General features: G+C 72.3%; 18 protein-coding genes. 7 read left to right on the top strand and 11 right to left on the bottom strand.

Annotated elements, in window-relative coordinates; all coding sequences use genetic code 11:
• Positions 1-133 precede the first annotated feature (133 nt).
• A complete protein-coding gene (locus tag O7617_RS02395; RefSeq protein ID WP_282264614.1) occupies positions 134-910 on the bottom strand; it encodes an ABC transporter ATP-binding protein in 777 nt (258 codons plus the stop codon).
• Positions 911-944: 34 nt separating this feature from the next.
• Positions 945-1,838, bottom strand: coding sequence for an ABC transporter permease (locus O7617_RS02390; RefSeq protein WP_282261187.1), 894 nt, complete (start codon positions 1,836-1,838; stop codon positions 945-947).
• Between the two features lie 178 nt (positions 1,839-2,016).
• Between O7617_RS02390 and O7617_RS02385 the strand changes: the two genes are divergently transcribed.
• The 3 genes from O7617_RS02385 to O7617_RS02375 all read left to right on the top strand — a co-directional run bounded on the left by O7617_RS02385 (position 2,017) and on the right by O7617_RS02375 (position 6,898).
• On the top strand, positions 2,017-2,655 hold the full coding sequence (locus O7617_RS02385; protein ID WP_282261185.1) for a TetR/AcrR family transcriptional regulator: 639 nt from the start codon (positions 2,017-2,019) through the stop codon (positions 2,653-2,655).
• Between the two features lie 139 nt (positions 2,656-2,794).
• The gene (locus O7617_RS02380; protein ID WP_282261183.1) at positions 2,795-4,930 is read left to right on the top strand and encodes a DUF6077 domain-containing protein; all 2,136 of its coding nucleotides are present in this window, start codon (positions 2,795-2,797) and stop codon (positions 4,928-4,930) included.
• A 210-nt stretch (positions 4,931-5,140) separates the two neighbouring features.
• Positions 5,141-6,898 carry a CDP-glycerol glycerophosphotransferase family protein gene (locus tag O7617_RS02375; RefSeq protein WP_282261181.1) on the top strand — a complete coding sequence of 586 codons (1,758 nt, stop codon included), beginning with the start codon at positions 5,141-5,143 and terminating at the stop codon, positions 6,896-6,898.
• A 57-nt stretch (positions 6,899-6,955) separates the two neighbouring features.
• Here O7617_RS02375 and O7617_RS02370 read toward each other — a convergent pair whose 3' ends face one another.
• Positions 6,956-7,294 carry a DUF952 domain-containing protein gene (locus O7617_RS02370; RefSeq protein ID WP_282261179.1) on the bottom strand — a complete coding sequence of 113 codons (339 nt, stop codon included), beginning with the start codon at positions 7,292-7,294 and terminating at the stop codon, positions 6,956-6,958.
• 112 nt (positions 7,295-7,406) lie between these two features.
• On the opposite strand from O7617_RS02370, the gene O7617_RS02365 reads away from it, so the two are divergent.
• The 3 genes from O7617_RS02365 (at position 7,407) to O7617_RS02355 (ending at position 9,905) form a co-directional block, all read left to right on the top strand.
• On the top strand, positions 7,407-7,718 hold the full coding sequence (locus tag O7617_RS02365; protein WP_282261177.1) for a hypothetical protein: 312 nt from the start codon (positions 7,407-7,409) through the stop codon (positions 7,716-7,718).
• Between the two features lie 87 nt (positions 7,719-7,805).
• Positions 7,806-8,462, top strand: a complete 657-nt coding sequence (locus tag O7617_RS02360; RefSeq protein WP_282261176.1) for a response regulator transcription factor — start codon at positions 7,806-7,808, stop codon at positions 8,460-8,462.
• 9 nt (positions 8,463-8,471) lie between these two features.
• On the top strand, positions 8,472-9,905 hold the full coding sequence (locus O7617_RS02355) for a HAMP domain-containing sensor histidine kinase (RefSeq protein ID WP_282261174.1): 1,434 nt from the start codon (positions 8,472-8,474) through the stop codon (positions 9,903-9,905).
• Positions 9,906-9,915: 10 nt separating this feature from the next.
• Here O7617_RS02355 and O7617_RS02350 read toward each other — a convergent pair whose 3' ends face one another.
• The 4 genes from O7617_RS02350 to O7617_RS02335 form a co-directional block, all read right to left on the bottom strand.
• The gene (locus tag O7617_RS02350; RefSeq protein WP_282261173.1) at positions 9,916-10,875 is read right to left on the bottom strand and encodes a TAXI family TRAP transporter solute-binding subunit; all 960 of its coding nucleotides are present in this window, start codon (positions 10,873-10,875) and stop codon (positions 9,916-9,918) included.
• 80 nt (positions 10,876-10,955) lie between these two features.
• The gene (locus tag O7617_RS02345) at positions 10,956-11,666 is read right to left on the bottom strand and encodes a hypothetical protein (RefSeq protein ID WP_282261172.1); all 711 of its coding nucleotides are present in this window, start codon (positions 11,664-11,666) and stop codon (positions 10,956-10,958) included.
• 106 nt (positions 11,667-11,772) lie between these two features.
• The gene (yaaA, locus tag O7617_RS02340) at positions 11,773-12,570 is read right to left on the bottom strand and encodes a peroxide stress protein YaaA (protein WP_282261171.1); all 798 of its coding nucleotides are present in this window, start codon (positions 12,568-12,570) and stop codon (positions 11,773-11,775) included.
• 53 nt (positions 12,571-12,623) lie between these two features.
• Complete coding sequence (locus O7617_RS02335; protein ID WP_282261170.1) at positions 12,624-14,240, bottom strand: hypothetical protein; 1,617 nt, start codon at positions 14,238-14,240, stop codon at positions 12,624-12,626.
• Positions 14,241-14,364: 124 nt separating this feature from the next.
• Here O7617_RS02335 and O7617_RS02330 point away from each other — a divergent pair, with 124 nt between their 5' ends.
• Complete coding sequence (locus tag O7617_RS02330; protein ID WP_282261169.1) at positions 14,365-15,405, top strand: phosphatase domain-containing protein; 1,041 nt, start codon at positions 14,365-14,367, stop codon at positions 15,403-15,405.
• A gap of 17 nt (positions 15,406-15,422) precedes the next feature.
• Here O7617_RS02330 and O7617_RS02325 read toward each other — a convergent pair whose 3' ends face one another.
• The 4 genes from O7617_RS02325 to O7617_RS02310 form a co-directional block, all read right to left on the bottom strand.
• Complete coding sequence (locus O7617_RS02325; RefSeq protein WP_348774166.1) at positions 15,423-15,869, bottom strand: DUF6036 family nucleotidyltransferase; 447 nt, start codon at positions 15,867-15,869, stop codon at positions 15,423-15,425.
• An 80-nt stretch (positions 15,870-15,949) separates the two neighbouring features.
• Entirely contained in the window at positions 15,950-16,342 is a 393-nt protein-coding gene (locus tag O7617_RS02320; protein ID WP_282261167.1) for a hypothetical protein, read from the bottom strand.
• Positions 16,343-16,420: 78 nt separating this feature from the next.
• The gene (gene glgB / locus O7617_RS02315; RefSeq protein WP_282261166.1) at positions 16,421-18,523 is read right to left on the bottom strand and encodes a 1,4-alpha-glucan branching protein GlgB; all 2,103 of its coding nucleotides are present in this window, start codon (positions 18,521-18,523) and stop codon (positions 16,421-16,423) included.
• Positions 18,511-20,706, bottom strand: coding sequence for an alpha-1,4-glucan--maltose-1-phosphate maltosyltransferase (locus O7617_RS02310; RefSeq protein WP_282261165.1), 2,196 nt, complete (start codon positions 20,704-20,706; stop codon positions 18,511-18,513). The genes glgB and O7617_RS02310 overlap by 13 nt, the downstream gene beginning before the upstream one ends.
• Positions 20,707-20,782 lie beyond the last annotated feature (76 nt).

Raw genomic sequence — 20,782 nt, 5'->3', positions numbered from 1 at the left:
CCGGATCCTCACTCTCAGGGATGCGTTAACGGAAAGTTCCGCCCGAGCGGCGACGGGATGAACCTTAACGCGCGGACCGCGCCGCCCCAACGCGGGCGACGCGGTCCGTGGCGTCGTGTCGATGCCGGAGGTGTTACTTGCTGTTCGCGTACGCCTCGTAGGCCCGGACGACCTCGTCGGTGGGGCCATCCATCCGCAGGACGCCCGATTCCAGCCAGATCGTCCGCTCGCAGGTGTCCCGTACTGACGAGAGCTGGTGGCTGACCAGGAACACCGTGCCCGCGTCCGCGCGCAACTCCCGCACCCGCTGCTCGCTGCGCTTGCGGAAGCCCTTGTCACCGGTGGCGAGCGCCTCGTCGATGAGCAACACGTCGTGCTTCTTGGCCGCGGCGATGGAGAACCGCAGCCGGGCCGCCATGCCGGACGAGTACGTCCGCATCGGCAGGCTGGCGAAGTCGCCCCGCTCGTTGATCCCGGAGAACTCGATGATCCCCTCGGCCTGCCGGGCGACGTCGTCCGGATGCATGCCCATGGCCAGGCAGCCGAGGGTGACGTTGCGTTCGCCGGAGAGGTCGTTGAGCAGGGCGGCGTTCACGCCCAGCAGGGACGGCTGCCCCTGGGTGTAGATCGCGCCCCGGTTGACCGGCAGCAGGCCGGCGATGGCCCGCAGGATGGTGGACTTGCCGGAGCCGTTGGTGCCGATCAGCCCGATCGCCTCGCCCCGGTACGCCGTGAAGGAGATCCCCTTGACCGCGTGCACCTCCCGGATGTTCGGCGCGGAGGTGCGCTTGACCAGCCGACGTAGCGCGGCCACCGGCGTGGTGCCACCGCCGGCGCCCTGGTGGACCCGGTAGATGATGTGCGCGTCGTCCACGACGACGGTCGGGATGCGCTCCTGCGTCGGGGTCATCGTCGCGGTCGCCTCGATGGGCGTGTCGAAGTGCTCAACCACGGCCGTACTCCTGTTCGCCGCGCCAGAAGTAGATGAAACCGCCGATCCCGGCGACCAGCGCCCACCCGGCGCCGACCAGCCAGAGCTGCGTCAACGAGTCGTTGAGCAGCGGCGCCTCCTCGAGCAGCGTGTACCGCGCCAGCTCGATGTAGACCAGCATCGGGTTGTACTGCACGAGGGTCGTCGCCCAGGCGGGCAGCCGCTCGAAGAGGCTGACGCTGTAGAGGACGCCGGAGCCGTACATCCAGGTGCGCAGGACGAACGGCATGACCTGCTTGAGGTCGCTCGCCTTGGAGCCCATCCGGGCCACCAGCAGCACCACACCGGCGTTGAACACCGCCTGCAGGAACAGGGCCGGCACCAGCAGCAACCACTCCAGCGTGATCGGCTCGCCGGTGACCAGCACGATGCCGATCAGCACCACCATCGAGGCCAGCAGTTGCTGGAACTGCGTCAACGTGGTGGACAGCGGCAGGCTGGCCCGGGGGAAGTGCAGCGCCCGGATCAGCCCCAGGTTGCTGCTGATCGACTGGGTGCCGGCCAGGACCGCGCTCTGGGTGAAGTTGAAGATGAACAGCCCGGTGGTCAGGTAGGCGATGTAGTTCGGGATCTCGGCCTGTGCCAGCACCACCCCGAAGATCAGGTAGTAGACCGCCGCGTTGGTGAGCGGTGTGAGCACCTGCCAGAGCTGACCCAGCTTGGCATTGCTGTACGAGGCGACCAGCTTGGCGTTGGCGTACGAGGCGATGAAGTGCCGGTACGCCCATAGTCGGCGGCTGTACTCGACGATGCTGGGGCGCTCACCGGCGACCCGTAGCCCGTGTCGAGCGGCCAGCTGCGCCTGGGTCAGGCCCGTGTCGGGGTCGACCAGCGCGGTGGTGGCCATGGAAATGGCGCTCCGATCTCTGTGCAGACGGGGTGGCTCGCGACGATGGGATCCTAGTGGGAGATGTGCGCGGGGCGCCGCCTCGTCGCTGCGTGGACAGTAGTCCGAAACACGTCGGGACGCAACCGTATCGTCGTTGCGTTACGCTGGTCCGCGTGACCTGCGATAAGAGCCCTGGATGACGACCGAGAAGAGGCGGGCCCCGGCCGGAGCGGCGGTGCTGCGCGACGAGATCACCGCGGCGATCCGGCGCGCGCTGATGCAGGAGCTCGCGGCCGTCGGCTACGGCCGGCTCTCCATCGAGGCGGTGGCCCGGCGGGCCGGCGTCAGCAAGACGGCGATCTACCGGCGGTGGAGTTCGAAGCTCGACCTGGTGCTGGAGATCGTCGCCGCGGCGGCCCACGGCAAGTTGCCGGCGCTGGACACCGGCACCCTGCGCGGTGACCTCGCCCTGCTGTTCCAGGCGGTGGCGCACGCGCTGCGGCACCCGCTGGCGTCGCAGATCATCCCGGACCTGCTGGCCGAGGCCGCGCGCAACCCGAGCATCGACGAGACCCTGCGTCGGGTGCTGCACGCACGCCAACAGGAGATCGGCGGGCGGCTGGTCACCCGTGCGGTGCAGCGCGGCGAACTGCCCGCCGACACCGACCCGGACGCGGCGGTCGACCTGATCGTCGGCCCGCTCTACTGGCGGCTCGCCATCGCCCGACTCCCGCTCACCGACAGGTACCTCGACGACCTGGTCGAAGCCGTGGCCGCCGGGCTCGGCGCCGACAGCGCCCTGCCGCGCCCCCGGTCGGCCCCGATCCCGGGTTGACCAGGTCTCCGACACTCGGTCGCCCGCAGGATCGGTCCGCCTGTCCGATTCCGCTAGGCTGCCCCCTTGGCACCCGGCTGTCATCGATCAGACATCCGCTTTTCGCCCTCATTTCGCCGCCGGACGACAAGGACGCCCCGTGACGCAAGTCGAAGACGCTGTTGCGACGCCAGCGCCAGCCGACCAGAGGAACCCCGGTGCCCGACCCGGCGGTGGCAGCCGGCGTGGTCTGATCGGGCGGGTCAACGCCGCGGTGGCGGGGTCGCCCGTCGTGTTCACCGACGCGGCGGTGGTCAGCTTCGCCATCTGGACGCTGCTGTACCACCTCAACCTCGGCCTCAACCTGCGTCCGTCGGTCATCTTCCTGGTCTGGGTCGTCCTGCAACCGGTCGCGGCGTACGTGGCCTGGCGGCTCCGTCGTCGCGACGTGTCCCCACCGTCGTCCGACGACGAGACGGTGACCGCTCCGGCCGAGGCCCCCGCCGACCGCGCGTCGCTGCTGCGTCGGTACGCGGTGCCGGTGGCCGCCGCCGTCGGAGCCGCGGTCTTCGCCGCCTTCGGCAAGGGGTCGTTGAGCTGGTGGCTGGCTGCCGTGCTCGGCCTGGTCTCGGTGGTCTCCGCCTGGCTGGTGCTGTCCCGGGCCGGCAGGCCGACCGGCGCGGTCACCGCCGAGCCCGTCCGGGCGACGACCCCGCTGCAGGGGTACGTGGTCCTCGTCGTCGCCCTGGCCGCCGCGTACTTCGGCACGCTGCTCAACCGGGTGTCCCTCGACGACGTCTTCTACGTCGGCAAGTCGGTGTGGGTGGCCGAGCGGGACACCATCCCGTTCAAGGACTTCCTGTTCACCGAGGGTGTGTTGCCGGGTGGTTCGGCGAACCCGCCGCTGCCGTCGTTCGAGGTGTTCGTCGGAGCGCTGGCCCGGGCGCTGCACGTGCACGCCGCGTCGGTGCTCTGGTACCTCCTGCTGCCGGTGCTGGCCGTCTTCGCGGTCCTCGCCCTGTGGCGTCTCGCGCAGCGCTGGGCCCCGCGTCGCCCGCTCGTCGTGTTCCTCGTGGCGGCGGCCTACATCCTGCTCGTGGCGTACTACGCCGACGCCCTGAACACCTACCACCTGCCCCGGCTCAGCCAGGGCAAGAGCGTCTTCCTGCACGCGCTGATCCCCCTCGCCTGGGTCTACCTCACCGACTACCTGGAGCACCGCTCCCGGCGAGCGCTGGTCCTGCTCACGTTGCTCTCCGTCGCCGGCGTCGGCTACACCACCACCGCCGTGTTCCTCCTGCCGCTGCTCGCCGGGGCGGCCGGGGTGGCGCTGCTGGCCACCCGGCGGGTGCGGGAAGCCGTCGTGTGCTTCCTGGCCGCCTCGGCCTATCCGCTGCTGTCCGGCGTGCTCGTCCAGGTGCTGCGCGGTGGCGTGGAGGAGGCCGCGGCGACGTACGCGCCGCTGCTGCCGCTGCGGACCATCTACGAGCTGACCCTGTGGCTCGGCCTCCTCGGTCTCATCGGTGGGCTGGCCGTCTGGTTGTCCCCCCTCCTGCTCCGCCGTGGCGTGCCACAGCAGCTCGCCGTCGGCGCCGCGCTGGCGGTGACGGTCCTGATGGTGCCCGGCGTGTTGAAACTCGGTGGTGACCTGAGCGGTCTGACGGCGGTGCTCTGGCGGGTGCCGTGGATCCTGCCGGTCCCCGCGTTGGTCGGCCTCCTCGCGGTCATCCGCCTGCCCGTGCCGGCCCGGGCGAACGGGGTCCTCGCCGTCGTCCTGCCGCTGCTGCTGGTGTTCGCCTTCTACACCGAGGGCAAGCCGATGTGGTACGGCGGTAAGGCGGTCGAGACCAGCCCGACCTGGCGGATGCCGCCCAACCGCAAGGCCGCCTCCTTCTGGATCAAGAAACTGGACCGCCCCGCTGGCCTGGTGCTCGCCCCGTCCTCGGTCATGCGGTCGCTCCCGGAGGTCACCACGGAGGTCCGGGTGGTGCTGCCGCGCGACCTGTACCTCACCGACTACGGCCCGCAGACGCAGTTCGCCACCGACCGGCTGCTGCTCGCGACGTTCGCCGACGGGCAGACCGTGACCCCTGACGGGCAGCCGGTGTCCATTCCCGACGTCGCCGCGGCGATGGACCGGGTGGGCGTGGGCATGGTGTGCGCGTGGAAGGGCAACCCCGCCGTCGCCGCCGCCGCCCCCGCCCTCGGGCTGGAGGAGTTCGCGTCGCGCAAGGCGCCGGGTGCCATGGTCTGCTACCGCGTCGGCGCCCCCGGCGCGGCGACCGGCGGATCCTGAGGACGGGCGCGGTGCAGGGGTTTGACCGGAATGCTGCTCGGATACCCGCTCGATACCACCGCGCCCGTTCGCGTTAAGGTCGCAGTCACGTCCGTCGGCCCCGCGCCGGCGTGACGTGACGAGCGCCCACCAGGCGCCTCAGTCTCGGCTCCCGGTGCGCGCGACGGCCCGAGCCCAGCCCGATACGAAGATCGTAGGGAGCGAACTCGCTTGTTCGGCACGTTGTCAGGTCGGATCGGAGTGGCCGCCAGCGCGGCGCTGCTGGTGCTGGCCTACCTGGTCATGCTCGTCGGCGGCGCACTGGGCTGGGTCGCGCTGTTCGCGGTCGCCGGGCTGGCCGCAGTCTTCGGCGACTTCTTCCTCGCCCGCTGGTCTCCGGCATCGCACGTGCTGCTGGAGAAGGCGGGTCTGCACTGGTCGTACCGGCAGCTGACCCGGGATCTCGCGGCCGTGTTGCTCGTCGTCGCCGAGGTGCGGCTCAGCGGCGGTGAGCTGACCCTGCTGTTGGTGCTGCCGGCCGTGGTGTGGGTCGCATCCGTCTTCGCCGGCGCGCTCTCCGTCCTGATCGAGCGCCGTAACCCGATGTCCGCCCTGGTGCGCAACATCGAGTTGGGACCGCTGCGCTCGGCCCCCCGACCGCCGGCCTGGGCGACGGCGGTCACCGGCGAACGGATGCCCCTGCTCAACCTGTTGCTGGTGCCGGCCGCCGTGGCCGCCGCGGTGCAGCACGACGCCACCCCGTTCTTCTCCGCCGGCACGGTGGGGGTCGTCGCGACCGGTGCGGTGGCCGCCACCGTCGCGCTGACCTGGCTGCGGGGCCGAGGTGCGCCGCAGGCGCCGCTCCTGCCCGCCGTCCAGCGTTGGATGGACACCTACCGACCCGAGGTCGCGCTCTACTTCGCCGGACCCGCCAAGGACGTCTACCAGGCCAACATGTGGCTCGCCCCGGTCGAGGCGCTCCAGCAGCGCGCGGTGGTGCTGATGCGCAGCCGGGAGGCGTTCCAGGAGTTGGCCGACACCCGGCTGCCGGTGATCTGCGTACCGGCGGGGGTCGACTTCATGAACCTCGACCTCACCGGCATCCGCGCGGCGCTCTACGCCGCGAACGTCGGCGCGAACATCCACATGCTGCGCGAGCCCACCACGAAGCACGTCTTCGTCGGGCACGGTGACAGCGACAAGCAGGCCAGCGTCAACCCTTACAGCAAGGTGTACGACGAGGTCTGGGTGGCCGGCCTGGCCGGCCGGGAGCGGTACGCCCGGGCCGGTGTGGGGGTGCTCGACTCGGACATCGTGGAGATCGGCCGCCCGCAGCTCGCCGGGGTGCACACCTTCGGCGCCGAGTCGGTGGACCGGCCGTTCACCGTGCTCTACGCCCCCACCTGGGAGGGTTGGCTCGACGACGACCCGTACCACACCTCGCTGGTGCTGATGGGTGAGCGGATCGTCAAGGGCCTGCTGGCCACGAGCCCCCGACTGCGGCTGATCTACAAGCCGCACCCGCTCACCGGCTCGCGGTCGACCGCGGCCCGGGCCGTGCACGAGCGGGTCGTGGCGGCCATCCGCGCCGCCGGCGGCGACGCGGACGCGTCCACCCTGGACGGCACCGCGCACCTGGTGGTCACCGGTCGTACGCCCGCACTGTTCGACTGCTTCAACCAGACCGACCTGCTGATCAGCGACGTGTCCAGTGTGGTCTCCGACTTCGTGCAGAGCCAGCGCCCGTACGTGGTGGCCAACCCGGCCGGGCTGTCCGAGGACGAGTTCCGCCGGGAGTACCCGACGGCGCGTGCCGCGTACCTGCTCTCCAAGGACTGCGGCGAGTTGGAGAAGATCGTCTCGGTGACCCGGGCCGGTGACGACCCGATGACCGAGGCCCGCCGGGACCTGAAGACCTACCTGCTCGGCCCCGCCGAAGCGAACCCGATGGACCGGTTCCAGGAGGAGATCAGCCGCCTCTGCCGCTGACCGGCACGAATGGCACCGCGCGCCCGGCCCGACACTCTCGGGCCGGGCGCGGCCGGGTCAGCCCAGCAGGGCGGCCACCGCCTCGGCGACCGGGGTGTCCGCCGGCAACGCCTGCGCCGCCACCACCGCGGCGACCGGCAGCGGACCGTACAGGTGCGGGAAGAGGTCCCCGCCGCGGGACGGCTCCCACCGCAGGGTGTCGCCCAACCGGTCCTCCGCGACGCTCAGCAGGGTCAACCCGGTCACGCCGGCGAAGTGCCGGCGCGCCGTCTCCACCACCTGGTCGCCGCCGGAGAGGTGGATGAAACCGTCCTGCCGGTCCACCGCGGAGCCGGTGAAGGCCCCGGCGGCCAGGGCGTCGTCCCATTCGGTGCTGGACAGCAGTTTGTAGATCACCTCGGCAGCCTACGGCGCTGTCCCGGGCGCACCGCGCCGGTTTCGTCGGTACCGCCGCGCTCGTCGCCCCCCGCCGGGCATGCTCAGGTCAAGGCCGCGGAGGGGATGGGCGATGCAGAGCTACGACGACGACTGGACCGACAGCCAGCGCGCGCTGTACGACGAGTGCTACCGGGCCGGTGGCGAGTGGGCCGAGGATCCGGACACTCCGTCCGACGACGTCCAGCACGTGATCAACCTGGCCGAGGCGGACGACGACGCCTTCGAGGACGCCGAGATCGACTTTCCGCCCCTGGTCGACGCGGTCACCCAGGCCGGCGGCGTCACCGTCACGAGTGTGCCGGCCAGCCACGAGGATCCGGGCTTCCGCGGCTTCACCGACGGCGTCCGGGACGCCACCGCCGACGACGTCTTCGGCCTCTAGCCGTAACACCCGAGGTAGGCGGCCTCCCGCTTCGCGCACGCTTCTGCCACCATTCGCAGAACGGCGTTGCGACGGACGGAGGCACGGGTGCGGATCCTGCTGGTGGAGGACGACCGCCGGGTCGCCGGTGCGCTCTCCTCCGCCCTGACCCGCCGTGGGTACGAGGTCGAGCACGCGGCCACCGTCGCGGCCGCGCTCTCCGCAGCACCGTGCGACCTGGTGCTGCTCGATCTGACCCTGCCCGACGGGGACGGCACCGACCTGTGCCGGGAGCTGCGCCGCCGCAGCAGCCAGCTCGGCATCATCGCGGTGACCGCGCGGGGCGAGGAACGGGATCGGGTGCTGGGTCTGCGCCTGGGCGCGGACGACTACGTCGTCAAGCCGTTCTCGATGGTGGAGTTGCAGGCCCGGATCGAGGCGGTGCTGCGTCGGGCCGCGAACGCCGCGCCGGAGCGGCACCTCATCGAGGCCGGGCCGGTACGCATCGACGTGGCCGCCCGGACGGTGACCGTGGACGGCCGCGCCGTCACGTTGACCCGCAAGGAGTTCGACGTGCTGCTCTCGCTGGCCCGCCAGCCCGGGGTGGCGGTGCCCCGCGATCGGATCCTGCTCGACGCGTGGGGCACCACCTGGGCCGACCGGCACACCGTCGAGGTGCACGTCGGGTCGCTGCGCGGCAAGCTCGGCGACGCGCGCCTGGTGGAGACCGTCCGCGGCGTCGGCTACCGCCTGCGTGACGCGTGAGGGGCTGACGTGCGCCGCCGACTGGTGATCAGCTACCTGCTGCTGATGGTGCTCGTCCTCATCGCGTTGGAGACACCGCTGGCCGCCACCATGGCCAGCCGGGAGACCGAACGGGTCCGTGCCGACCGGCTCGCCGACGCCACCCGGTTCGCCTCGCTGGCCGGGCCGGCGTTACGCGACGGTGGGCCGGGCCCGATCGAGTCCGAGCTGACCAGCTACGACGACCTGTACGCGATCGGCGTCGCGGTCGTCGACCGGGACCGGAGCACCCCCGTCGCGTCGCCGAGGTGGCAACCCGACCCGGGGACGGCGGCGGTTCTGGACGTCGCGCTGTCCGGGCAGCAGACCAGCGCGCCCGAGTCGGTGTGGCCCTGGACGACCGGCCCGGTGGTGGTGGCCGCGCCGATCAACGACGGCGGTGAGGTGCTCGGCGCGGTGGTGATCGTGACGCCGTCCGACCCGATCCGCCGGGCTGTCGCCGCGTGGTGGCTGCTGCTCACCCTGGCCGGTCTGCTCGCCGTGCTGGCCTGCGTGCTCACCGCGTTCGGGTTGGCCGGCTGGGTGCTGCGCCCGGTCACCGAGCTGGACGCGGTGACCCACGAGATCGCCGAGGGCGACCGGGGCGCCCGGGTCCAGCACCGCCTTGGCCCGCCGGAGCTACGCCGCCTGGCGACCAGTTTCAACCACATGGCCGACGTGGTCTCCGACGTGATGGACCGGCAGCGCGCCTTCGTCGCGCACGCCAGCCACCAACTGCGCAACCCGCTCACCGCGCTCCGGCTGCGGGTGGAGGAGCTGGGACCCAGCCTCACCGACCCGGACGGCCGGTCCGAGCACCGGCTGGCCCTGGAGGAGACCGACCGGTTGGCGTTGGTGCTCGACGCCCTGCTCACCCTCGCCCGGGCCGAACGGGAGGAGAACGAGCGGGTCACCGTGGACGCCGCCGCCGTGGCCGCGTCCCGGGTGGCCGCGTGGGCGCCGCTGGCCCGGCACCGTTCGGTCGCGTTGCGGTTGGCCACGACCGATGCCCCGGCGTACGCCCAGACCGTGCCCACCGCCGTCGACCAGGCGCTGGACGCGTTGATCGACAACGCGGTGAAGTTCAGCGGGGCCGGCGGGGCGGTGACGGTGACGGTGGCCCGCCGCGACGACGGGGTGGCGCTGGAGGTGCGGGACTCCGGGCCGGGCATGACCGAGAGTCAGCTCGGCCAGGCGACCGAACGGTTCTGGCGAGCGCCGGACGCCCAGAACGTCGACGGCGCGGGGTTGGGGCTCACCATCGCCGCCGTGCTGGTGGACGCCTCCGACGGGCGGCTCACCATGCGCCCGGGGGAGTCGCGAGGGCTGGTCGCCGCCCTGTGGTTCCCGGCTGCGGAGCCCGACCCGTCGGTGGAGCCCCTGGACGCCGAGTCGACCGCCGACCTGCGGCCCACCCCGGCGTGACGGCGGGCCGTCAGGGTTTGGCCGCGCGGTACCAGTCGGCGGCCCCGGGGTGCAGCGACAGCGGCGCGGTGACGATCGCCGAGCGGGGGCTCATCCGACCCGCCGCCGGATGCGCGGCGGCCAGTTCGGCCCGGCGTTCCATCAACAACCTGGTCACCTCCCGGACCAACCGTTCGGGCAGGTCGGCCCGGACGATGAGGTAGTTCGGGTCGGCGACGGTGGTCACCGCGTCCACCCCGTACACCGAGCGGGGGATGTCCCGGGAGACGTAGACCTGGCCGTAGCGGTCGCGCAGCGGCTCGGTCCACTCGCTGAGGTCCACGATCCGGGTGGCGCTGCGCCAGGCCAACTCCTCGATACCCCGTACCGGCAACCCGCCGGAGAAGAAGAACGCGTCGATCCGCCCGGAACGAAGCGCCGCCACCGAGTCGTCCAGCCCGAGCCGTTCCCGACGCACCTCGTCGCCGCCGAGGCGGGCCACCTCCAGCAGCCGGGTCGCGGTGATCTCGGTGCCCGACCCGGGTGCGCCGACGGAGACGCGACGGCCCCGCAGGTCGTCGACGGTGCGTACCGGACCGCCGCCCGTGGTGACCAGGTGCAGCTGATCGTCGTACACCCGGGCGATGGCCGCGACGGAGGGATTCCCCGCCGTGGTCGTGGGCAGCACGTCGGCCTGGGTGAAGCCCAGCTCGGCCGCCCCCGAGCCGACCAGCTGCACGTTCTCCGCCGAGGCGGCGGTGATCACCACGCTGGCCCGTACGTCGCCGAGTTCCCGGTTGAGGATGGCCGCCAGGGACTGACCGAACGCGTAGTAGACGGCGGTGGGGCTGCCGGTGGCGATCCGGATCGTCGTCGTCTCGGTCGGGGCGTCCCGGCAGCCGGTCGCGAGCGTCGCGGTCAGCAGCACCGTCAACAGGGCCGCCGACCGCGCGCGGTGGCGACCGGGCCGGCTGGACGAGGTACGACTCACCCGCTGCACTGTGCGCCGTCGCACCGGTACGCGCAAGCCCCTTGGCGGGCCGTGCCGGCCCAGTGTGGCCGGCGCCTCGATCAGGAGGCCGGACGACGTGCCGGCGGCGCCACGGTGCCCGCCGCCATCGCGGGACCGCGCGCCGGCTCCAGCGCCGCGCTGCTCAGGATCCGTGCCCGGTCCGGGCCGTCGGCCACGCTGACCAGGAAGCAGCCGGTGCCGGGGCGGAGCCGGGCCGGGACGTCAAGCACCGCGGCACCGCGGATCAGCACCGCGGCCAGCTCGCGGTCGGTGAGCCGCACGCCGAGGATGTGCCGGCGGACGTGCCGCCCGGCGGCCAGCAGCGCCGAACGCCAGGCCGCCGCCGCGAGCCGGTTCACCAACCGTCGGCGCGCCGGCGAGGCCCCGGGCAGCGGCCCGCCGAGCAGCTCACGCCGCCCCTGCCACCAGCCCGCGTCCAACACCCGGGTGTACGCGTCCTGGTGCTCCTGCGGAACCCAGAGTCGGTGCAGCTCGTAACGGCGGCGCAGACCGCCGACGGCGACCTCGTGGGTGACCGGGACGTCCAGCCGGGCGAGCAGTTGCCGCATCCGTTGCGCCGCGTCCTCCCGGTTGAACTCCACCCCCGGGGTGTGCGCCGGCCGGGCCGTGGTCGGCCGGGCGGCGGTCGGGGGTGGCGTGCAGCGCAGCAGGCAGGCGGCCTCGAACGCGTCGCCCAGGGTCAGCCAGTCCAACGGAGACGGCGGCGCCGGAGGGCGGGGCCGGTCGAGCACTGCGGGTTCGGGGGTCAACGGAGGCTCCCTCGTCGGAGTCTGGGTGCCCCTACCGTGGCCCCTGCGCCCCCGTTACGGAACTGCTCCGGCCCAGCCTTGAGCAAATCTTGCGGCTGCCGACCGGTCAGAGGTCGGTGACCACCAGGTCCACCTGCCGTACGTGACCCGGCGCGGTGGCCTGCTCCACGACTGTGTGCTTCAACTCGCCGAGCGTGCCGATCAGCTCGTCGGCGGTGCGCGGGCGGACGCCGGCGACGAGCAGGTCGCGGACGAGACGCCCCTTGGTCGCCTTGTTGAAGTGGCTGACCACCGAGCGGACCGGCACCCCGTCGACCTCACGCTCGTGCAGCACGCGCACGGTGACGGTTCGCTCGGCCAGCTTCCCGCGCGGCGTCCAGGTGGCCGCGTACGCCCCGGAGCGCAGGTCCAGCACCGGGCCGTTGCCGGCGGCGGCGTCCAGCACCGGCGTCAGCTCCCTGCGCCAGTACGTCGACAACGCCCCCACGTCCGGCAGGCGGGCGCCGATCGGGCAGCGGTACGGGGGGAGCCGGTCGGCCAGCCGCACCACGCCCCACAACCCGGAACTGATCATGATCGACCGGCGGGCCGCCCGCTGCGCCGCGGCCGGCAGCGAGGCCAGGTCCAACGCCTCGTAGAGCACACCGGTGTAGAGCCGTTCGGCCGGGGCGGTGGCCGCCTCCCGCAGTCGGGCGTTGCGGCGCAGCTCACCCCGCTGGCCCTCGCTGAGCCCGAGCGCCGACCGCGCGGCTTCGGCGTCCGGCCCGGCGCAGAGTGTCACCAGCGCGTCCAGCACCCGCTCCCGGGCCGGGTTCAGCTCGGGCAGCGACACCCGGTCCGGGGACCAGCGCCGTCCGGTGCCGGCGTCGGCCTTCCCCTCGGAGGGCGGCAGCAGGATGAGCATGGGTCTCCTCGACGGGTGCAACGGCGACGGCCCGGCCAGCGTACGACCCGCCACTACCGCCAGGGTCGCACCGGGGTGTCGGGGTGGTACACGCGATAGCCACCGATCTCGCGTACCGGCGCGGCGTCGGCCCGGTCGGCGAGAAGTCGACGCAGCCGCCGATCCATCGGCGAGTCGACTTCCGTCACGTAGCCCGGCCGTTCGGCCCGCCCGACCAGCCGCCAGTACGGCAGGTAGCGGTTCTGCCCGGGGGACAGGTCGCCGTCGAGCACCCCGCAGACCACCGCCTCGTCGGTGTTGAAGATCAACCGGTTGCAGGTCCAGTAGTCCCCGTACACCTGGTGGGGGCCGTCGGCGCGCAACGCGGCGGCCAACTCCCGGGCCTGGGCCTCCTCGGTCCGGGACGCCGCGGTGCCGGTGGCCGCGAAGAGCACGGTGACCAGCAGCGCGATCGCGGTCAGGGCGGCCAACACGGCGGTGGACAGCGCCCCGGTGAGCCGCCCGAGCGCGCCGGCGGTGCCCCGCCAGCAGGCCACCGCCACCACCCAGAGCGGCCAGAGCACCGCCGGCAGCGACAGCTGCAGCACCGACAGGTAACGGGCGTTGTCCAGCGGGCTGGTCGCGGCGAGCGGGCTGCGTACGTACGACAGCAGTGTCAACGCGGCACCGACGACGAGCGCGAGCTGCACGACCGGCCCGACCCGCTGCCCGCGCGGTCGGGCCGCCCGGCGGTACGCGAGCACCGCGAACACCGCGCCGACCACCAGCAGCACCGGGTACAGCACCCCGAACCACTGTTGCCACCGACCGCAGCCGTCCACCGGGCAGAGCCCGTGCGCCAGCGGCACCCCCTCCAGCAGGCCGCCGCGAATCCGGTCGGACCAGGGCGGCAGCGGACCGGTCTTGGTGCTGATCTCCCGGAACACCGACAGCGAGTCGTCACCGGGCCCGGCCCGCAGGTTGTCCACGATCATCGGCGCCACGCCGACGGCGACCCCCGCCACCAGCAGCAGACCGGACCAGCCGAGCAGTTCCCGCCGCACCGCCCACACCAGGGTCAGCCCGGCCACCGCCAGGTACGGCAGGATCAGCCAGTCCGACCAGAGGGCCACCCCGACGAGCAGACCGAACGCCGCGACCGCGAGCCGTCGGCGGTGGATCGTGCCGGCGGCCAACCCCACCGTGATCAGCAGCATCACCAGCACCGCCGGCTTAACCTCGGGCCGGCCGCCGACCACGGTGAGCTGGTCGCGCACCACCCGCTCGCCGCCGAGCACGAGCAGACCCACCACGAAGGTGGCGAACCAGGGTGCGCAGATCCGGCGGGTCAACCGGTGGATCAGATAGAGGAACAGCGCGTACAGCGCGAGCATCGGCAGCCGCAGCACCGGCCAGCTCGGCCCGGCCAGCGCCACCAGGGGAGCGGCCAGGTACGACTCCACCATTCCCATGTAGTGCTGGCCGTAGAGGAACACCGGGCGTTCCCGGCCCTGCCCGATGTGTAGCGCGGCCAGGCCGAACGTCGCCTCGTCGCTGTTCGACACCGGCACCGTGAACAGCGTCAGGACCAGCCGGTAGAGCACACCGGCCAGCCCGAACAGCAGCGCGACGAGCGCCGGCCGGTCGAGTCGCGGGCGCCGTCGCCCACGGTGTTGCTCTGCTTGCGACACGACCAACGCCCCCGTCGTCGTCCCGACCGGAGTGTTTCACGTTCGGCCGGGCCGCCGCGGTGGATCGGCGCAGTCGGAGGTCACTCGCGTGGCCGTGGCTGTCGCCGTGTGGCAGGGTTGGCGCGTGCCACCCACTCCCGCCGGCCAGCTGGCCGTTCCGAACCTGCACCGGGCTGCGCGGATCGAGGACGCCGTTCACCAGCTCGTCGAGCGTCGGCTGCGGCGCACCGGCTGGCGGGTCAACATCGTCGCGTACACCGGCTACGGCGCTCCGGGCTGGGTGCGGGTGATGTGCCGGGTGCTGCTGGGGCGTCCGGACACCCGCCAGCGGGGTCGGCTGGACAAGGTCCGCGGCTGGCGCAGCTTCACCACGCTGCCCAACAAGCACGTCACGGTGACCATCGAGGCCGGCGGGGTGCGGCACGAGACCCAGGCCGACCGCAGCGGCTTCGTCGACACACTCGTCGAGGCCGACCTGCCACCCGGCTGGGGCACCGTCCGACTCAGCGTCCCGGACGCCGAACCCGTCGACGCGCCGGTGCGCATCCTCGACCCGGACGTCAAGTTCGGCATCCTCTCCGACATCGACGACACGGTGATGGTCACCGCGCTGCCCCGGCCGCTGCTCGCCGCCTGGAACACGTTCGTGCTCGACGAACACGCCCGAGCCGCCGTGCCCGGCATGGCGGTGCTCTACGAGCGGCTGGTCACCGCGCATCCCGGCGCGCCGGTCTTCTACCTCTCCACCGGCGCGTGGAACGTGGCACCCACCCTGACCCGCTTCCTGTCCCGGCACCTCTACCCGGCCGGGCCGCTGCTGCTCACCGACTGGGGCCCGACCGCCGACCGGTGGTTCCGCAGCGGCATGGAACACAAGCGGTCCACCCTGGCCCGGCTGGCCAAGGAGTTCCCCGACGTGCGCTGGCTGCTCGTCGGCGACGACGGCCAGCACGACCAGGAGATCTACCGGGAGTTCGCCGCCGCCCATCCGGAGAACGTCGCCGGGGTGGCGATCCGCCGCCTCTCCCCGACGCAGTCGGTGCTGGCCGGCACCCTGCCCGCCCCGGCCGGACGCCCGTCGTCCGGGCCGGTGGGGCAGAAGTGGCTCTCCGCCCCGGACGGCGCCGGCCTCTGGCAGTTGCTGCGCGACGCCGGCCTGGTCTGAGTCCGACTACCGCCGACCTAGCGGCCTTCGAACACGTCCTCAAGAACAAGTCTCGCCCGGCCCGGAACCTCTTCCTCGGGGAAGATCTCGGCACAGAGCCCGAGGACTTCCTCCGGGCTGTTCAGGCCCAGGTGTTCCACCAGGAATCGGATGTCCTCGGCATCCCGACGTCGTGCGGCGAGAACCTTCATGGCGAGCAGATGCTCCGGGGACGCGGCCGAGACCCGCAGTCCCGGATGATCGAAGACTCGCGGTGCCTCCGGGTCCCCACCGGCGGCGACGTACACGCTTGCCTGCTCGTTCAGCCACCACTGTGGCAGCCCGAGGTCGTCCGCGACTGCCCGCGCCTCGTCGAGCACTATGCCGTGCGGCTGAAACACGGCGTCGATGTCCCGGGTTGCCCGACGGGCGTCGTAGGCCATCGCCATGGCAGCCCCACCGAAGATGTACAGGTCCGCGATCACGCCCCGCTTGGCCAGACGGTCACCGAGCCTGCGGAAGGCGTCCTCTATGGCAGTACGGTCCAGCAGTGGATCATCGGCACTCACGCGACCTTCAATTCCTCTGGAGAGATGAACACCCCACGTCGCCGGAACGCCGCGGGCGCGTGTACCACGGCGTCGACTCGAGCCGCCCGGGTGTTGAAGGGAAACCAGAACCGCCGTAGCGACCGCGTCTCAACCCAGGCGGGTGCGCCGCGCCCGTCCCTGGCGGCGAGATGCTCCGTCAGTGCCGCGAGGAAGACGTCCCACTGATCATCACCTGTCGACGCAGGTTCCTGGATCAGCAGGTCAGCACGATGCTCGGACGCTTCCCAGCCGTACTCCTCCAGAAACTCCGCTACCAGACGCCACCGTCTGGTGTCGTCGGCGCCGACGAGCAGGAGACCCAGGTGCGCCATGGTCATCGGCTCGTACTTCGAAGGGCGATTGCTCACGGCATCAACGTAGTACAGGACCACACCGATACGTCGTAAGGTCCTTCCCGTCGAGGGCGCGGAGCCAGACGACAATGGTCAGCCCTGGCGGAGCCAGACGGCACCCAACGGCGGCACCTGGAGAGCCGCCGACGCCACCATCCCGTGCCACGGCACGTCCTCGGCCCGTACCTCGCCCAGGTTGCCCACCCCGGACCCGCCGTAGTGGTGGGCGTCGGTGTTGAGCACCTCCTGCCACGTCCCGCCGGCCGGTAGGCCGATCCGGTAGTCGTGCAGGGGCTGGGCGGAGAAGTTCGCGACGCAGACCAGGGTCGAGCCGTCGGGGGCGATCCGGACGAACGACACCGTGTTGTTGGCGACGTCGTCGCCGGCGATCCAGCGGAACCCGGCCGGGTCGGTGTCCTGCGCCCAGAGCGCGGGGGTGTCCCGGTAGACCCGGTTGAGGTCGCCGACGAGCCGCTGCACACCGGCGCGGGCCGGGTCGTGGAGGAGGTACCAGTCGAGGCCGCGCTCCTCGCTCCACTCCCGGTCGTCGGCCAGCTCGGAGCCCATGAAGAGCAACTGCTTGCCCGGGTGCGCCCACATGTACGCCAGCAGCGCGCGGACGTTCGCCAACCGCTGCCAGGTGTCGCCGGGCATCTTGCCGGCCAGCGAGCCCTTGCCGTGCACGACCTCGTCGTGGCTGATCGGCAGCACGTAGTTCTCGCTCCAGGCGTACGCCAGGGAGAAGGTGAGCTGGTGGTGGTGGTGCTGGCGGTAGATCGGGTCCTTCGAGGTGTAGAGCAGGGTGTCGTGCATCCAGCCCATGTTCCACTTGAACCCGAAGCCCAGCCCGCCGTCGGCGGTGGAGCGGGTGACGCCCGGCCAGGCGGTGGACTCCTCGGCGATCATGACGACACCGGCGTGGTGCTTGTAGACGGTCGCGTTCACCTCCTGCATGAGCGCGATGGCCTCCAGGTTCTCCCGACCGCCGTACTGGTTGGGCGCCCACTCGCCGTGGTTGCGGGAGTAGTCCAGGTAGAGCATCGAGGCGACGGCGTCCACCCGCAGCCCGTCGACGTGGAACTCCTCGCACCAGTAGAGCGCGTTGGCGACCAGGAAGTTGCGCACCTCGCTGCGGCCGAAGTCGAAGACGTACGTACCCCAGTCGGGGTGCTCGCCACGGCGCGGGTCGGGGTGTTCGTAGAGCGGGGTGCCGTCGAAGCGGCCCAGGGCCCACTCGTCCTTGGGGAAGTGCGCGGGCACCCAGTCGAGGATCACGCCGATGCCGGCGGCGTGCAGCCGGTCGACCAGGTAGCGGAAGTCGTCCGGGTCGCCGAAGCGGGACGTCGGGGCGTAGTAGCCGGTGACCTGGTAACCCCAGGAACCGCCGAACGGGTGCTCCATCACCGGCAGGAACTCGACGTGCGTGAAGCCCAGCCCGGTGACGTACTCGGTGAGTTGTTCGGCCAGCTCGCGGTAGCCCAGCCCGGGCCGCCACGACCCGAGGTGCACCTCGTAGACGCTCATCGGCTCCTGGTGCGGCTGCCGTCCGGCCCGGCGGGCCAGCCAGTCCGCGTCGTTCCACCGGTACGTCGAGTGGTGCACCACGGACGCGGTGGCCGGCGGCACCTCCGCGTACGCGGCCAGCGGGTCGGCCTTGTCCCGCCACTGCCCGTCGGCGCCGAGGATCCGGTACTTGTAGCGGGCCCCGACGCGGGCGTTGGGCACGAACAGTTCCCACACGCCGGTGGAGCCGAGCGACCGCATCGGCCAGCCGTCGTCGGGCGCCCAGCCGGTGAAGTCGCCGATCACCCGGACGCCCCGGGCGTTGGGCGCCCACACGCTGAACGCGACGCCCTCGTCGAAGACCCGGGCGCCCAGCGCGTCCCACAGCCGCTCGTGCCGGCCCTCGCCGATCAGGTGCAGGTCCAGCTCACCGAGGGTCGGCGGGTAGCGGTACGGGTCGTCGTGCGCGGCCCCGTCGACCTCCACCCGGTAGTCGAGCACGGTGCCGTCGACGGTCGCCTCGAAGACGCCCACGTCGTGCACCCGCTTCATCGGGTACCGCTCGTCGCCGACGAGCAGCACCACGTCCCCGGCGCCCCGGCGCAGCGTGCGGATCGTCGTCGAGGAGTCGGCGGGGTGTGCGCCGAGCACCGCGTGCGGGTCGTGTGTCGCGCCGGAGATCAGCTGGTCCATCGGGCGTCCTTCGGTGCGGCGTCGGTCGGTGCCGGGGCGGACCGGCGGGCGGTCGACCGGCGCGGAGGGGTCGGAACGGGGCCGGACCGCCGGGGCGGGGTCGGCACCGGGGTCGTCGGTGCGGTGGCCGTCGGCGCCGGAGCCGTCGGTGCGGTGCCGCCGGAGAGGTCGTCGGGCACGTCGGCGACGGTGAGGTCCGCCGGTTCGGTGCCCGCCGGTTCCGGCGCGGCCGGCGGGGCCGGGCGGCGCACCGTCAACACGTGCGCGGGTTGCAGGTACGGGTCGAGCCGTACCGCGTTGCGTTGACCCCAGTCGTAGCTGGTGCCGGTCAACTCGTCGTGCACCGTGAACCGCTCGTGCCAGTCGAAGCCCAGCGCCGGCATGTCCAGCGTCGTGTTGCCCCACTGCACCTCGCGCGAGTCGAACGAGCAGACCACGATGACCGTGTTGCCGGTCTCCGGGTCGTGCTTCGACCAGCACAGCAACGCCGGGTTGTCGATCTCGTGGAACCGCAGGTTGCGCAGCTGGTGCAGCGCCGGGTTGTCCCGGCGTACCCGGTTGAGGGTGGTCAGGAACGGGGCCAGCGACCGACCCTGCGCCTCGGCGGCGGCCCAGTCCCGGGGGCGCAGCTCGTACTTCTCGTTGTCCAGGTACTCCTCGGCACCCGGGCGGGCCACGTGCTCGAACAGCTCGAAACCGGCGTACATGCCCCAGGAGGGGGAGAGCAGCGCGGCCAGCACCGCCCGGATCTTGAACATCGGCGGGCCACCGTGCTGCAACGACTCGTGCAGGATGTCCGGCGTGTTGGGCCAGAAGTTCGGCCGCATGTAGTCGGCCGACTCGACCAGCTCCTCGCAGTACTCCCGCATCTGCGCGGCCGTCGTGCGCCAGGTGAAATAGGTGTACGACTGGGTGAAGCCGATCTTGCCGAGACCGTGCATGATCGCCGGGCGGGTGAACGCCTCGGCCAGGAACAGCACGTCCGGGTCGACCGCCTTGACCTCGGCGATCAGCCAGTGCCAGAAGTCGAACGGCTTGGTGTGCGGGTTGTCCACCCGGAAGATCCGGATGCCCTCGCCGACCCAGTGCAGCACCACCCGCAACACCTCGGCCCGGATGCCCTCCGGGTCGTTGTCGAAGTTGACCGGGTAGATGTCCTGGTACTTCTTCGGCGGATTCTCCGCGTACGCGATGCTGCCGTCGGCCCGGGTGGTGAACCACTCCGGGTGCTCCGTCACCCAGGGGTGGTCCGGCGCGCACTGCAACGCCAGGTCCATCGCCACCTCCAGGCCCTGCGCCGCAGCCGCCTGGACGAAGGCCCGGAAGTCCGCCGGCGTACCCAGGTCGGGGTGGATGGTGTCGTGGCCGCCCTCGGCGGCGCCGATCGCCCACGGCGAGCCCACGTCGGTCGGCCCGGCGGTGAGCGCGTTGTTGCGGCCCTTGCGGTTGACCCGGCCGATCGGGTGGATCGGCGGCAGGTAGAGCACGTCGAAGCCCATCGCGGCCACCCCCGGCAGCCGGTCGGTGGCCGTCGCGAACGTGCCGGACCGGCCGCCCACGGCCCCCTCCGAGCGGGGGAAGAACTCGTACCAGGCGGAGAAGAGCGCCCGCTTGCGGTCGACCCAGATCGAGTACGTCTCACCGGCGGTCACCAACTCTCGCACCGGGTGCTCCCAGAGCAGGTCGGCCAGGGCGAGCGCCGGGCCGACCCGCTGCGGCAGCGGCAGGTCGGTCTCGACGAGCGCGGTGAGCGCGTCGGCGACCCGGGGTCGGTCGGCGGCCGGCACCAGGTCCCGGGCGGCGGCGAGCACCCGCGCGCCCTCGGCCAGGTCGTTGGCCAGGTCGGCCGCGCCCTGCCCGGCGGCGATCTTCTTGGTCACCGCGTTCTGCCAGGTCAGGTACGGGTCCTGGAACGCCTCGACGGAGAACGTCCACTCGCCGACGGCGTCCGGCGTGATGGTGGCGTGCCAGCGGTCCTGGCCCGGCTCGCCGGGGCGCATCCGGGTGAACGGCCGGACCGTGCCGTCCGGGCCGGTCCACACCACGGTGCAGCCGAGCGCGTCGTGCCCCTCCCGGTAGGCGCGTGCCGACACCGGAACCGGCTCGTCGACCACCGCCTTGGCCGGGTACCGCCCGCACGAGACGACGGGGGAGACGTCTTCGATCGGGAACCGTCCAGTCACCCCGCCAACCTACTGCGCGAGATCCGTTCGCGCGCGGCCAAGCCCGCCGGTCCGCCCCGCCCTCTGGGGATGCGCG

Source organism: Micromonospora sp. WMMD1155, from assembly GCF_029581275.1.
Lineage (GTDB): Bacteria > Actinomycetota > Actinomycetes > Mycobacteriales > Micromonosporaceae > Micromonospora.
The sequence above is the reverse complement of the archived record's forward strand: the minus strand, read 5'-3'. Positions and strand labels throughout refer to the sequence as shown.

What these genes read in the sequence shown, in the direction of transcription:
- O7617_RS02395 (WP_282264614.1), bottom strand. Translation starts at nt 910, where the DNA reads ATGACCCCGACGCAGGAGCGCATCCCGACCGTCGTCGTGGACGACGCG.
- O7617_RS02390 (WP_282261187.1), bottom strand. Translation starts at nt 1,838, where the DNA reads ATGGCCACCACCGCGCTGGTCGACCCCGACACGGGCCTGACCCAGGCG.
- O7617_RS02385 (WP_282261185.1), top strand. Translation starts at nt 2,017, where the DNA reads ATGACGACCGAGAAGAGGCGGGCCCCGGCCGGAGCGGCGGTGCTGCGC.
- O7617_RS02365 (WP_282261177.1), top strand. Translation starts at nt 7,407, where the DNA reads ATGCAGAGCTACGACGACGACTGGACCGACAGCCAGCGCGCGCTGTAC.
- yaaA (WP_282261171.1), bottom strand. Translation starts at nt 12,570, where the DNA reads ATGCTCATCCTGCTGCCGCCCTCCGAGGGGAAGGCCGACGCCGGCACC.
- glgB (WP_282261166.1), bottom strand. Translation starts at nt 18,523, where the DNA reads ATGGACCAGCTGATCTCCGGCGCGACACACGACCCGCACGCGGTGCTC.